We start from the raw sequence: 13,453 nt of genomic DNA, 5'->3' as shown, positions 1-13,453 counted from the left end.
CCGGGTAGTGGTCCGATGAATCCCACTCACGAAAGGTCTCGATGTCACTCCACCGCGCGGTGTGGGCCTCCGCCGCCGCCACCGCACTGCTCGGCACGCTCCTCGTCGGCACCGGCACCGCGACCGGCACCGACCGGGCCGCCCGGCCGCTGCCGCCGACCGGCGCCCACCACGCCCGCGGCGGGTCGACCGAGCGGGTGGGCGCGACCCTCGCCCGGGCCGCCGGTCCCGTCACCGCGTTCGTCGAGCTGGCCGCCACCCCGGCGGCCCGGGCGTACGGCGACGAGAAGGCGCGCGGCGGTGACCCGGCCGCCGCGGCACGGGCCGCCCGGCGGCGCGCCGACGGGCAGGCCGACCGGGTGCTGACGGCGTTGCGCGGCCGGGACGGGGCCACCCGCCGGGTCGCCGAGACCCGCAACGCCGTGCCGGGCCTGGTGGTGAGCGCCGACGCGGCGAGCCTGCGCGCGGTGGCCGCGCTGCCCGAGGTCCGGTCCGTGCGGCTGACCGTGCCGAAGTCCGTGCGCAACGCCGGGGCGGTCCAGCTCACCCGGGCCGCGCGCGTGTGGCACGACACCGGCCGGTACGGCGAGGGCCTGCGCATCGGGATCGTCGACACCGGCATCGACTACACCCACGCCGACTTCGGCGGCCCCGGCACCACCGCCGCCTACCAGGCCGTCGACCGCACCGCGCCGTGGACGCCCACCGCCAAGGTCGTCGGCGGCCACGACTTCGCGGGCGACGCCTACGACTCCACCAAGCCCGAGACCGCGGTGCCCGTGCCCGACCCCAACCCCCTGGACTGCCACGGCCACGGCACCCACGTCGCCGGCACGGCCGCCGGGTACGGCGAGAACGCCGACGGCACCACCTTCACCGGCGACTACCCGGCGTTGACGCCCGAGGCCCTGACCGGTCTCAGGGTCGGTCCCGGCGTCGCGCCCAAGGCCTCGCTGTACGCGCTGAAGGTGTTCGGCTGCACCGGTTCCACCGACCTGGTGGGCCAGGCGCTGGACTGGTCGCTGGACCCGGACGGCGACGGCGACCTCGCCGACCGGCTCGACGTGGTGAACCTGTCGCTGGGCGGCGACTTCAGCGGCCAGGACGACCCCGACGGCCTGTTCGTGCGCAAGGCCGTGGAGCACGGCGTGGTGGTCGTCGCGGCGGCCGGCAACGGCGGTGACCTCTACGACGTCGGCGGCTCGCCCGCCAACGCGCCCGAGGCGCTGGCCGTGGCGAACGCGCGGGACGCGTACGAGGTGCTCGACGGGGTCGAGGCGGCCGGCACCCGGCGGGCCGGGCAGTACAGCAAGAACTACCCCGGCTACGCGTCGCTGGACCTGGAGCTGCCCGTCGTGCCGGTGTCCGACCCGAAGAACCCCGACGGGTGCGCGCCGATCGCCGACGACCTGCGCGGGAAGTTCGTCTGGCTGGAGTGGGACGAGGACGACGCGACCCGGGCGTGCGGCTCCACCCCGCGCACCGACCACGCCCAGGCGGCCGGCGCGGCGGGCGTGCTGCTGCCCGCCACCAGCGACCACTTCAAGGCGGGCATCGCCGGCAACGCGGGCGTCCCGGTGTTCCAGTTCACCCGCGCGTCCACCGACGCCGTGCGGCCCGCGTTCGCCGAGGGCACGCTCAGGGTGCGGATGCTCGGCTCGCTGCGCAACGCCGTGCCGACGATGACGCCGACGTTGGCCGACACCATCACGCCCTCGTCCTCCCGCGGGTCGCGCGGCGCGACGGCGGCCAAGCCGGACGTCGCCGCGCCCGGCGACACGATCTCCTCCGCCGCCTTCGGCACGGGCGCGGACGCGGTGACCATGGGCGGCACGTCGATGGCCGCGCCGCACGTGGCGGGCATCGCGGCCCTCGTGCGCGAGGCGCGTCCGGAGTGGACGGTCGAGGAGGTCAAGGCCGCCATCATGAACACCGCGGGCGGCGAGGTCACCGACGGCGACGACCACACCACCGGCACGCCCGAGGCCCCGATGCGCGTCGGCGCGGGCCGGGTCGACGCGCTCGACGCGGTGGGCACCGACCTGCTGGCCATGGTCGCCGACGACCCCGGCGCGGTGGGCGTGTCGTTCGGGCCGGTCGAGGCCGGTGAGCCGCTGACCGCGCGCAAGACCGTGAAGGTGGTGAACAAGTCGCCGCGGGGTCGCACGGCGCGCGTGACCTACGACGACGCGACCACCGTGCCCGGCGCGCGGATCGACGTGCGGCCGGCCGTGCTCGCCCTGCCGCCCGGCGGGACCGGGACGGTCGAGGTGGAGCTGACCGTCACCCCGGGGGAGCTGCGCAAGGTCGCCGACCCGACGGTCGTGAAGGTGCAGGCGGGCGTGGCGCGGCAGTTCCTCGCCGAGGCGTCCGGGCGGCTGCTCGTGCGCTCCGGCGGGCGGGTGCTGCGGGTGCCGGTGTACGCGGCCCCGAAACCGGTGTCGGACCTGACGGCCGTCGACCTCGGCGACGGGTCGGTGCGGCTCGACGGGCGCGCGCTGGACCAGGGCGAGGGCGACGAGGCGTACCGGTCGCTGGTCAGCGCGTTCGAGCTGCAGGGCTCCAGCCCGCCGCTGCCCGACTGCGGTGACGACCAGGTGCCGGCCGAGTGCGCCGTCAACGGCTCCGCCAAGGGCGGCGACCTGCGCTACGTCGGGGCGGCCTCGGCCGGGGGGCTGCTCGCGTTCGGCGTCGTGACCTGGCACGACTGGGTGACCCTCGGCCTCGCGAACAGCCCCGCCGTGCGGCTGGACACCACCGGGGACGGCACGCCCGACTACACCGTGCGGGCCGTGAAGCCGTCGGTCGGCGACGTCGTGACCGCGGACGTGTGGCTGGCGCGGACCGAGCGCGTGTCGGACGGCGCGGTCGTCGACGAGCAGCCGCTCAACGGGCGGTACGGCGACGTGGACACCAACCTGATGGACAGCGACGTGGTCGTGCTGCCCGTGGCGCTGAGCGCGCTGGGGATCGACCCGGCGGCGGGCAGCGCGCCCGTGACGTACACCGTCGTGACCTCCGGCAGCTACCCGGCTCCCGGCAACGCCGACGGGTTCGTGGACCGGATCGACACGCCGATGACGTTCGACCCGCTGCGGCCGGCGCTCGCGGTCGAGGGCGGGGTCACGTTCGCGGCGGAGGAGGGTGCGGTGCTGCGGGTGCGGCGCGCGGCGGCGGGCAGCCTGCTGCTCCTGCACCACCACAACGCGTCCGGCCGCCGGGCGCAGCTGGTCCCGATCGGCTGAGGGGTCGGCTGAGGGGCGTTCCCGCGCGGTGAGGTCCGGCGCAACCCGGTTGGGCGTGCCGGACCTCGCCCGCGCTGGGCATACTCGGGCGAATGGGTTTCGTGGTTGGTCTGGACGCGGGCGGCACCAGCACCCGGGCGCTGGTGCTCGACCTGGACGGCGCGCGGCTCGGCGCGGGGGTGGCGGGTGGGGCGAACCCCAACTCGCACCCGCCGGAGGTGGCCGCCGAGCACGTGCGGCGGGCGTTGGTGGCGGCGCTGGACGGGTTGGACGCGGGGAAGGTCGAGGCGGGCGTGCTCGGCATGGCCGGGTCGAGCAAGCTGACCGACCCGGCGGTGGCGGCGCTGTTCGAGCGGGCGTGGGCCGACGCCGGGCCGCGGTGCCCACTGCGGGTCGTCACGGACAGCGAGGCGGCGTTCGCGACCGGCACGGCGTCGCCGGACGGGACCGTGCTGGTGGCCGGGACGGGGTCGATCGCGGCGCGGATCGAGCAGCACGAGCTGGTGTCGACGGTGGGCGGGTACGGGTGGCTGCTGGGTGACGAGGGTTCGGCGTTCTGGCTGGGTCGGGAGGCGGTGCGGGCGGCGCTGGTGGCGTTGGAGCGCGACGCGGTGGACGACCTGGCGGTGGCCGTGCTGGCGCGTGCGGGCGTTCCCGGCGACCTGCCCCGACGTGACCGGCGGCGGCGGTTGATCACCGCGGTGAACGCGGCCGAGCCGATCGCCCTGGCGGCCTACGCGCCGCTCGTGACGGCGCACGCGGCCGTGCCGTCGGCGGACCGGATCATCACCGCCGCCGTGCGGGCGTTGGCGGACCTGGCGCAGGCGGCCCGCCCGGCCGACGACCACGCCCCGATCGTGCTGGTGGGCAGCCTGGTCCACGCCGACCCCCTGGGCGCGCGCCTGAAGCGCGAACTGGCCTCCCGCACCGCGGCCCCGGTCACCGCCGTCACCGGCGGCGCCGCCGGCGCCGCCTGGCTGGCCGCCACGAAACTCCTGGGCCCCACCGCCCCCCGCCCCACCTGACCCGTGTGTCGAACCTCCAAGCCTGGTGTGTCGAACGCTCAGGTCTCGTGTGTCGAACGCTCAGGACCCCCGAGTTCAACGCTCAGAAGCTGCGGCGCCGAGCCCGACCGTCCTGAACGTTGAACTCGGGGGTCCTGGAGGTTCGACACACGGGGCGCGAAGGTTCGACACACGAGACCTGGGGGTTCGACACACGGGTCAGGGGGTGCGGGGGTGGCGGAGGCCCGGGTGGTCGGGTGGGAGGGTTCGGCGGAGGACCCACCAGCTCACGGCCAGGCACGCGAGTTGCAGCGGCCAGGTCAGGGCGGCGCGCATGACGCCCAGCAGCACGACCTCGCCGGCCAGCCACAGGGCGCCGAACACCAGCACGCGCAGCAGGTACTGGCCCACCCACGGCCACGACGCGTAGCGGTACGCGCGGAGCAGGTCCGGGTCGCGCCGCCAGCGGAACCTCTGACCCGTCACCACCCCCACCACCACCCCCAGCAACGGCCACCGCAGCACGATCGACGCCGCCCACACCAACGCCGACGCCGCGTTCAGGAACAGCTGCACGAGGAAGAAGTCCTCCGCCCGCCCCGTCCGCAGCGCCACGTAAGCCGCCAGCACGACCAGCGCGACGGACGCCAGCAGCGCCCGCGGCCGACCACCGCGAACGACCCGCACCACCCCCACCACCACGCCGCACACGACGGCCGCCAGCGCGCCGACCGCGACGGAGTTCCCACCCAGCAGCCACCCCAGCACGAACGCCAGCGGCGGCAGCGACGCGTCCAGCGCACCACCCCGCCCGCCCAGCAGTGAGGCCAGCGACTCCTGACGCGTGTCGGTCATGCGTCCAGAGTGCCCGAGGGCCTCCCGACCCAGGTAACGGACCCGTCTCGGGCATTGACCCCCGTGAGGCCCGTCACTACCGTTCCCGAAATCGTCTGGAAAGTTAACAGACAGGAGAGCCGATGCGAGCCGGGAGCCCGAGGCTGCTGCGCGAGATCAACGACCGCGCGGCCATCGAGGCGTTGCTCCGCAACGGACCGCTCACCAGGGCCGAGCTGGAAGGCATCATCGGACTGTCCAAACCGGCCACCGCGCAGCTCCTCACCCGCCTGGAGGACGAGGGCACGGTCCTGCGCAACGGCCTGCGCGGCGGCGGACGCGGCCCGCGCGCCCAGCTGTGGACGGTCAACGGCGCGCTGGCCCACGTCGCCGCCGTCGACCTCACGCCCGACGCGATCGACATCGCCATCGCCGACATCTCCGGCGCCACGCTCACCGAGCACCGCGCGCCGATGCCGAGGACCGACGTGCTGGAGGCGTTCCGCGACGCGGTCACGAAGGCCGCCGCGCAGGCCGGCCTCACCACCGACGCCCTGCACCACGTGGTCGTGGGCAGCCCCGGCGCGGTGGACCCGGCGACGGGCCGCCTCAACTACGCACCCCACATGCCGGGCTGGGCGGACCGGAACATCCCCGAGGCGCTGGCCGCGCTGCTGGACACCTCCGTGACGGTCGAGAACGACGTCAACCTGGTCGCGCTGGAGGAGATGGTCGCCGGCCGGGCCGTGGGCGTGAAGGACTTCGTCCTGCTCTGGCCCGCCGACGCGGTGGGCGCGGCCGTCGTCGTCAACGGCGTGCTGCTGCGCGGCGCGACCGGCGGCGCGGGCGAGATCGACGCCATGCGCGTCCCCGACCACGCGCACGCCGACACGGGCGGCGACCGCGCCGGCAGCCGGTACGGCGACCTGCTCGACAGCCCGGCCATCGCCCGGCTCGCCCGCGCGCACGGCGTCTCCGCCCGCACGGGCCAGGCCGCCGTGGAGAAGGCGCTGGGCGAGGGACCGGCCGGTCGGGAGTTCCTGGCCGACCTGGCCCGCCGCATCGCCACCGGCGTCGCGAACGTGGTCGCCGTCCTCGACCCCGAACTGGTGCTGCTCTCCGGCGGGATCGCGCAGGCGGGCGGCACCGCGCTCGCCGACCTCGTCGCCGCCGAGCTGCGCCGCCTGGTGGTGCCCCGCACCCCCGTCCGACTCGCCCTGGTGACCGGGAAACCGGTCCGGTCCGGCGCGCTGCACGCGGCGCTGTCGGTGGTCAGGGAACAGGTGTTCGGTCTGCCCGCCGCCACGACCGAGCCCTTCCGCGGTCCGAACCAGACCGCGTCGAGCACGTCGACATGAAGGAGAGCACATGCGCAAGCTCCACCGCGCAGCGTTGTTGTGCGTGGCCGCCGCGGTGTCCCTCACCGCTTGCGCGGCGGGCTCCGGCGGGCAGGCCGGGCAGTCGGGACCGGCGGCGGCGCCCGGCCGGGACGACCGGTTCTCGCTGACCGTCTGGAGCAACTACTCCGGGCGCGAGCAGGACGAGGTCACCAAGGCCCTGGAGAGCTTCAAGGCGAAGTACCCCAACGCCGAGATCAGGCACGAGGGCAGCCAGGACGACGACAAGATCACCGCGGGCATCCGCGGCGGCAACCCGCCGGACGTGGCCCTGTCGTTCACCACCGACAACATCGGCCAGTTCTGCTCCAGCGGCTCGTTCCAGGACCTCAAGCCCTACCTGGAGCGCGACGACGTCGACCTCGGCCAGATCACCGACGCCGTGCGCTCCTACACCGAGTACAAGGGCACCCGCTGCGCGATGCCGCTGCTCAGCGACGTGTACGGGCTGTACTACAACAAGGACCTGCTCGCCGAGGCGGGCATCACCGCGCCACCGAGGACCACGGCCGAGCTGCTGGACTTCGCCAAGCGCACCACCAAGCGGGCACCGGACGGCTCGATCGAGGTCGCGGGCTTCCTGCCCAGCATGCCGTTCTACGCCAACAACCCGCAGATCTGGGCGCCGCACTTCGGCGCGAAGTGGGAGACCGCGGCCGGCAGGTCGGGCCTGGCGTCGCCGGAGTGGGAGGAGATGCTCCGGTTCCAGAAGGAGCTGGTCGACTTCTACGGCCACGACGCCCTGGAGCGGTTCCGCGCGGGCCTCGGCCAGCAGTACTCCAACGACCACGCGTTCCACCAGCGCAAGATCGCCATGATGATCGACGGCGAGTACCGGACCGCGTTCCTGCAGGACCAGGCCCCGGACGTCCGCTTCGGCACCGCGCCGTTCCCGACGAGCAAGCCCGAGCTGTACGGCACCGGCTTCACCGCGGGCACGATCATGGGCATCCCGAAGGGCGCGAAGAACCCCGGCGCGGCCTGGGAGCTGATCAAGCACCTGTCGTTCGACACCACGGCGATCGTGGACCTGGCCAACGGGATCAAGAACATCCCGCACACCAAGGCCGCCCTGGCCGACCCGCGGCTGGAGGTGGACGACAACTTCCGGACGTTCATCGACCTGGCCGCGTCCGACAAGCTCCAGGGCAACCCGGTCACGCCCATCGGCGACGCGCACATCAAGGCGATCGGCGACTTCGCCACCTCGTGGCAGGCCGGCAAGGTGCCCGACCTGCGGGCGGGCCTCGCCGAGGTCGACCGGCAGATCGACGACCGGATCGCGAAGAGCGGCAAGTGACGCGATGACCGCCACGCTGCCGCGCGTGGACGTGGCGCCGACCGCCCCCGCGAGGGGGCGGTCCCGCGCCCGCACCCGCCACCGCCTGACCGTGCTCGCGTTCCTCGCGCCCGCGATCACCGGGTTCGCCCTGTTCTTCGGCTACCCGCTGGTCGCCACGATCGGGTTCTCGTTCACCGAGTACGACCTGATCAACCCGCCGCGGTGGGTCGGCTGGGAGAACTACGCGTTCATGTTCTCCGACGAGCTGTTCCGCACGGCCGTCTACAACACGCTGTGGTTCGTGGTCGTGCTGACCGCCGCGCGCGTGGTGTTCGCGCTGGGCGTGGCGTCGGTGATCGCCCGGCTGAAGACGGGCGTGGGCCTGGTCCGCACGCTGTGCTACCTGCCGTCCCTCGCGCCGCCGGTCGCGGCGACCCTGGTGTTCTTCCTGGTCCTGCGGCCGAACGAGGGCCCGCTGGACGCCGTGCTCGGCTGGTTCGGGATCGAGGGGCCGCTGTGGTTCGCCGACCCGGTGTGGGCCAAGCCGGGCATCGCGGCGGTGGTGCTGTGGGTGTCCGGCGACCTGATGATCATCATCCTGGCGGCGATCCTCGACGTGCCGCAGGAGCAGTACGAGGCCGCGGAGCTGGACGGCGCGGGGCCGGTGCGGCGGTGGTGGCACGTCACGCTGCCGACGATCGCGCCCGTGCTGACGTTCGGGGTGGTGAACTCGATCATCCTGGCGCTGCAGCTGTTCACGCAGGCCGTGGTGGCGGGGTCGGCGGCCAGCGGTTCGGCGGACGTCACCGGGTCGACCAAGGTGCTCGGGTTCCCGGAGAACTCCACGCTGACGTTCCCGGTGTGGCTCTACACGCAGGGCTTCCGGTACTTCGACATGGGGTACGCGGCGGCGATGGCGACGGTGCTGTTCGCGGTGTCCTTCGCGGCCACTGCGGTGCTGGTGCAGCGGATGCGCCGGGCGACGCACCAGGAGGCGTCGTGACGGCGGCCAGGCCGATCCGGTGGCGCCGGGCGCTCGACTGGGTGGCGGTGCACAGCCTCGGGCTGGCGCTGGCGCTGATGTTCGCGCTGCCGATCGTGTTCGTGCTGCTGACGGCGGTGATGTCCGACAGCCAGGCGTTCACGGAGGACCTGTGGCCGCGCGAGTGGCACTGGGACAACTTCGCGGAGGTCTTCGACAAGGCACCGCTGCTGGGGTACCTGGGCAACAGCATGCTGTACTCGCTGCTGGCGACGGCCGGGATGCTGCTGTCGTCCATCCCGGCCGCCTACGCGCTGGCCAAGCTGCGCTGGCGCGGTCGCGACACCGCGTTCCTGCTGGTGGTGGCCGCGATGATGCTGCCGCCGCAGGTGGTGGCCGTGCCGCTGTACGACACGTGGTCGAGCCTCGGGCTGACCGGCACGCTGTGGCCGCTGATCGCGCCCTACTTCCTGTTCGACGCGTTCAGCGTCTTCCTGCTGCGCCAGTTCATCCTCACCATCCCGCAGTCCTACGTGGACGCGGCGCGGGTGGACGGGTGCGGCGAGTTCCAGGCGCTGGCGCGGGTCGTCGTGCCGATGGCCCGGCCGGGCATCGCCGCGACCGCGCTGTTCTGCTTCCTCTACACCTGGAACGACTACTTCGGACCGCTGCTCTACACGAGCGAGAGGCCGGACCGGTGGACGCTGTCGCTGGCGCTGTCGAGCTTCAAGGGCATGCACCACGTGCAGTGGAACCTGGCCATGGCCGTCACGTTGCTGATCATGGTCCCGGCGGTGGTGCTGTTCGCGTTCGCGCAGCGCTCGTTCGTCCGGGGCATCACATTCACGGGGGTCAAGGGGTGAAGCTCACCGTTGTCGGTGGCGGGTCGACCTACACGCCGGAGCTGGTCGACGGGATCGCGGGGCGGCGCACCGGCCTCGCCGTGGACGAGATCGCGCTGGTCGACCCCGACGAGTCGCGGTTGGCGGTCGTCGGGGCGTTCGCGCGGCGGATGCTGGAGCACGCCGGGCACTCCGCGCGGGTGACGACCACCACGGCGCTGGACCGCGGGGTCGACGGCGCGTCGGCGGTGTTGTTGCAGCTGCGGGTGGGCGGCCAGGCGGCACGGGCGGTCGACGAGACGTTCCCGCTGGCGTGCGACTGCGTCGGGCAGGAGACGACGGGCGCGGGCGGGCTGGCCAAGGCGCTGCGGACCGTGCCCGTGGTGCTGGACATCGCCCGGCGGGTGCGGGAGGTCGCCGGCGACGACACCTGGATCGTGAACTTCACCAACCCGGTCGGGATCGTCACCCGGGCGCTGCTCGAGGAGGGGCACCGGGCGGTCGGCCTGTGCAACGTGGCCATCACGTTCCAGCGCTGGACTTCGGCGCTGCTGGGGGTCGAGCCGGGGTCCGTGCGGCTGGAGCACGTCGGGCTCAACCACCTGAGCTGGGAGACCGGCGTGTTCGTGGACGGGGTGGACCGGCTGCCGGAGCTGCTGGACCGGCACGGTGACGCGGTGAGCGGGCACATCGGGCTGCCCGCGGCGCTGATGCGGCGGTTGGGCATGGTGCCGTCGTACTACCTCAAGTACTTCTACGACCACGACGAGGTGGTGCGCGAGCAGCAGAGCGCGCCGCCGCGCGCCGAGGTCGTGGCGGGCGTGGAGAAGGAACTGCTGGACCTGTACGCGGACGAGTCCGTGGTGACGAAGCCGGAACAGCTCGCGCAGCGCGGCGGCGCGTACTACTCGGAGGCGGCCGTGCGGCTCGTGCACGCGTTGACCGGCGGCGCGGGCGCGGAGCAGCACGTCGTGAACGTCCGCAACGGCGGCACGCTGCCGTTCCTGCCCGCGGACGCCGTGATCGAGGTGCCGGCGGTGGTGGACGGCGGCGGCGCGACACCGCTGCCCGTGCCCCCCGTGCCGCCGACGATCTCGGGGCTGATCGCGCACGTCACGGCCTACGAGCACCTGGCGCTGGACGCGGCGGTGCGCGGCGGGCGCGACCGGGTGGCCGACGCGCTGCTGGCGCACCCGCTGATCGGGCAGCACGCGCCGGCCGAGCGGCTCGCCGACGAGCTGCTGGCGCGCAACGCCGACTTCCTGCCGTGGGCGAGGGGATCGGCGTGACCGACCGGGTGCTCGCCATCGACGGCGGCAACAGCAAGACCGCCGTGGCGCTGGTCGACGTGGCGGGGCGGGTGCTGGCGCGCGTGCTCGGGCCCGGCGCCTCCCCGCAGAACGTCGGCCTCGCGCGCAGCCTGGAGGTGTTCGACGGGCTGGTGCGCGAGGCGGCCCGGCGGGCGGGGGTGGCGGGGGGCGGGCCCGTCGCCGCGCACACCGCCGCCTACCTGGCCGGGGCCGACCTGCCCGAAGAGGAGGAGGACCTGCGCGAGGCCATCTCGGCGCTCGGCTGGTCGGCGACGACGGTGGTCGGCAACGACACCTTCGCGCTGCTCCGGGCCGGCACCGCGGACGGGATCGGGGTGGCCGTGGTGTGCGGCGCCGGGATCAACTGCGTCGCCGTCGCGCCGGACGGGCGCACGCACCGGTTCCCCGCGCTGGGCCGGATCTCCGGCGACTGGGGCGGCGGCGGGCACCTCGGGTCGGAGGCGCTGTGGCTGGCGGTGCGGGCCGAGGACGGGCGGGGCGAGCCGACGGCGCTGCTGGACGCGGTGACCGCCCACTACGGGACGGCGACGCTGGCCGAGGCCGTGCGGCGGCTGCACTTCGGCGAGGTGGAGTTCGACCCGCACGCCCTGTGCCCGCTGCTGTTCGAGGTGGCGGCGGCAGGCGACGCGGTGGCGCGGTCCGTGGTGGACCGGCTGGTGGAGGAGGTCGTGCTGCTGGCCCGGGTGTCGCTGACGCGGTTGGAGCTGCTGGCCGAGCCGGTGGACGTGGTGCTCGGGGGCGGGGTGCTGACCGGGACGGGTGAGGTGGTGGTCGACGCGGTCGCGCGGCGGTTGGGCGTGGACGCGCCGCGGGCGCGGGTGCGGGTGGTGGACGTGCCGCCGGTGGTGGGCGCGGCGCTGCTGGGGTTGGACGCCGTGTCGGGCGGGGCGTCGGCCGAGGCGGAGGCGCGGTTGCGGGCGGGGTACCGGGCGGTGGGGGCGCGGTCCTGAGTGATGTGCGCCGCACGTCCGGCGGGCAAACGCGGTGAATCACCCATTGCCGACACCGGTTCGCGCCGATGGGTGACACCTTGGTAACGGCGTCGCCAACCGGCGGTGGCGCGGGGCGGACGTCGCGTTGCATGCTGGTCTGCGCGGTCATGGGGGTGCCGCGCGGATGTGGAGGGACGCATGGAAGGGCTCGACAGCTTCGTCGCAGTGGGGGACAGCTTCACCGAGGGGATGGACGACCCGGCGCCCGACGGCACCTACGTGGGGTGGGCCGACCGGCTCGCCGCGATGATCTCGGCCAGGCAGCGCGGGTTCCGGTACGCCAACCTGGCCATCCGGGGCAAGATGCTCCAGGAGATCGTCGACGAGCAGGTGCCGCTGGCCGCGTCGCTGAAGCCGAAGCTGGTCACGCTGTGCGGCGGTGGCAACGACATCCTGGTGCCCGGCAGCGACGCCGACGCGCTGGCCGAGGTGTACGAGATCGCGGTGGCCGACCTGCGGGCGGCCGGCGCGGAGGTGCTGATCTTCACCGGGTTCGACCCGAAGCACACGCCGCTGCTGCGCTCGTTGCGCGGGAAGATCGCGATCTACAACGCCCACCTGTGGTCGGTCGCGCAGCGCTACCACTGCAAGGTGGTCGACCTGTGGTCGATGACCGTGCTGCACGACCGGCGGGCGTGGAGCGCGGACCGGCTGCACCTCTCGCCCGAGGGGCACCGGCGGGTGGCGCTGCGGGCGGCCGAGGTGCTGGGGTTCGAGCCGGACGAGGCGTGGAACACCCCGTGGCCGCCGCTGGTCGGCGAGGACTGGGTGACGCAGCGGCGGCACGACCTGAAGTGGGCGCGGGAGCACGTCGTGCCGTGGATCGGGCGGCAGTTGCGCGGCGAGTCGATGGGCGACGGGTTGGCGCCCAAGCGGCCCGAGCTGCTGCCGGTGTGCGACTAGCGGTCGCGGGCCCTAGGAGCTGTTTGGGGTTCGGATCATGTGGTTGGGGTCAGGGTCTTCAGCCACATGATCGCTCCTCGTAGATGCAGTCCTGCTTCGTAGCTTTGCGGTGTCTTGTCGTAGCGGGTGGCCAGGCCGCGCCATGTCTTGATCTTCTGGAAGCAGCGTTCGACGGTGTTGCGCCGCCGGTAGCGCACGGGATCGAAGGATACCGGCCGCCCTCCGGCGGAGCCCTTGTTCCTGCGGTTGGCCTGCTGGTCGGTCTTCTCCGGGATCACCGCGGTGATCCGGCGGCGGCGCAGGTAGGCCCGGTTGGCCTTGGAGGAGTACGCCTTGTCCGCGGCCACCGCGTCCGGACGGGTGCGGGGCCGCCCGGTCGGGCCGGGAACCCGGATCCGGTCCAGCACCGTCCGGAATTGCGGACTGTCCGCGGCCTGGCCGGGGGTGAGCACGAACGCCAACGGCAACCCCGCGGCGTCCACCGCGGCGTGGACCTTGCTGCTCAGCCCGCCCCGGGACCGGCCGAGCCCGGCCGCCGCAGCCCGCGCCCTGCGACGACGCCTGCGGGCGGCACGGTCCCGATCGGCAGGCGTGCCCGCACTGGCCGTGTCCGGCGCGGACCGCGGCGCATCACCCGCAGC

General features: G+C 74.0%; 11 protein-coding genes. 9 read left to right on the top strand and 2 right to left on the bottom strand.

The annotated features are described in order from the left end of the window. Window positions 1-41 precede the first annotated feature (41 nt). On the top strand, window positions 42-3,245 hold the full coding sequence (locus ACIGNX_RS24115; protein ID WP_396542951.1) for a S8 family serine peptidase: 3,204 nt from the start codon (window positions 42-44) through the stop codon (window positions 3,243-3,245). Window positions 3,246-3,337: 92 nt separating this feature from the next. Continuing rightward, window positions 3,338-4,270 (top strand): N-acetylglucosamine kinase, encoded by a 933-nt coding sequence (locus ACIGNX_RS24110; protein WP_396542950.1) that lies wholly within the window; start codon window positions 3,338-3,340, stop codon window positions 4,268-4,270. Window positions 4,271-4,468: 198 nt separating this feature from the next. On the opposite strand, the gene ACIGNX_RS24105 is transcribed toward ACIGNX_RS24110, so the two are convergent. After that, window positions 4,469-5,104 (bottom strand): DUF3159 domain-containing protein, encoded by a 636-nt coding sequence (locus ACIGNX_RS24105; protein WP_396542949.1) that lies wholly within the window; start codon window positions 5,102-5,104, stop codon window positions 4,469-4,471. Window positions 5,105-5,226: 122 nt separating this feature from the next. On the opposite strand from ACIGNX_RS24105, the gene ACIGNX_RS24100 reads away from it, so the two are divergent. The 7 genes from ACIGNX_RS24100 to ACIGNX_RS24070 all read left to right on the top strand — a co-directional run bounded on the left by ACIGNX_RS24100 (window position 5,227) and on the right by ACIGNX_RS24070 (window position 12,812). Then, on the top strand, window positions 5,227-6,441 hold the full coding sequence (locus ACIGNX_RS24100) for an ROK family transcriptional regulator (protein ID WP_396542948.1): 1,215 nt from the start codon (window positions 5,227-5,229) through the stop codon (window positions 6,439-6,441). 10 nt (window positions 6,442-6,451) lie between these two features. Next, entirely contained in the window at window positions 6,452-7,780 is a 1,329-nt protein-coding gene (locus tag ACIGNX_RS24095) for an extracellular solute-binding protein (protein WP_396542947.1), read from the top strand. A 4-nt stretch (window positions 7,781-7,784) separates the two neighbouring features. Then, window positions 7,785-8,765, top strand: coding sequence for a carbohydrate ABC transporter permease (locus tag ACIGNX_RS24090; RefSeq protein WP_396542946.1), 981 nt, complete (start codon window positions 7,785-7,787; stop codon window positions 8,763-8,765). Then, entirely contained in the window at window positions 8,762-9,607 is an 846-nt protein-coding gene (locus tag ACIGNX_RS24085) for a carbohydrate ABC transporter permease (protein WP_396542945.1), read from the top strand. The genes ACIGNX_RS24090 and ACIGNX_RS24085 overlap by 4 nt, the downstream gene beginning before the upstream one ends. Continuing rightward, complete coding sequence (locus ACIGNX_RS24080; protein ID WP_396542944.1) at window positions 9,604-10,875, top strand: 6-phospho-beta-glucosidase; 1,272 nt, start codon at window positions 9,604-9,606, stop codon at window positions 10,873-10,875. Before ACIGNX_RS24085 ends, ACIGNX_RS24080 begins: the two co-directional genes overlap by 4 nt. Continuing rightward, on the top strand, window positions 10,854-11,867 hold the full coding sequence (locus ACIGNX_RS24075) for an N-acetylglucosamine kinase (protein WP_396542943.1): 1,014 nt from the start codon (window positions 10,854-10,856) through the stop codon (window positions 11,865-11,867). The genes ACIGNX_RS24080 and ACIGNX_RS24075 overlap by 22 nt, the downstream gene beginning before the upstream one ends. 180 nt (window positions 11,868-12,047) lie before the next feature. Continuing rightward, complete coding sequence (locus tag ACIGNX_RS24070; RefSeq protein ID WP_396542942.1) at window positions 12,048-12,812, top strand: SGNH/GDSL hydrolase family protein; 765 nt, start codon at window positions 12,048-12,050, stop codon at window positions 12,810-12,812. 35 nt (window positions 12,813-12,847) lie between these two features. Here ACIGNX_RS24070 and ACIGNX_RS24065 read toward each other — a convergent pair. Beyond that, on the bottom strand, window positions 12,848-13,453 hold a 606-nt coding region (locus tag ACIGNX_RS24065; protein WP_396542941.1), incomplete at its 5' end, for an IS5 family transposase.

Origin of the sequence: Actinosynnema sp. NPDC053489, assembly GCF_044544865.1 — a bacterium.
Taxonomy (GTDB): Bacteria; Actinomycetota; Actinomycetes; order Mycobacteriales; family Pseudonocardiaceae; genus Actinosynnema.
The sequence above is the reverse complement of the archived record's forward strand: the minus strand, read 5'-3'. Positions and strand labels throughout refer to the sequence as shown.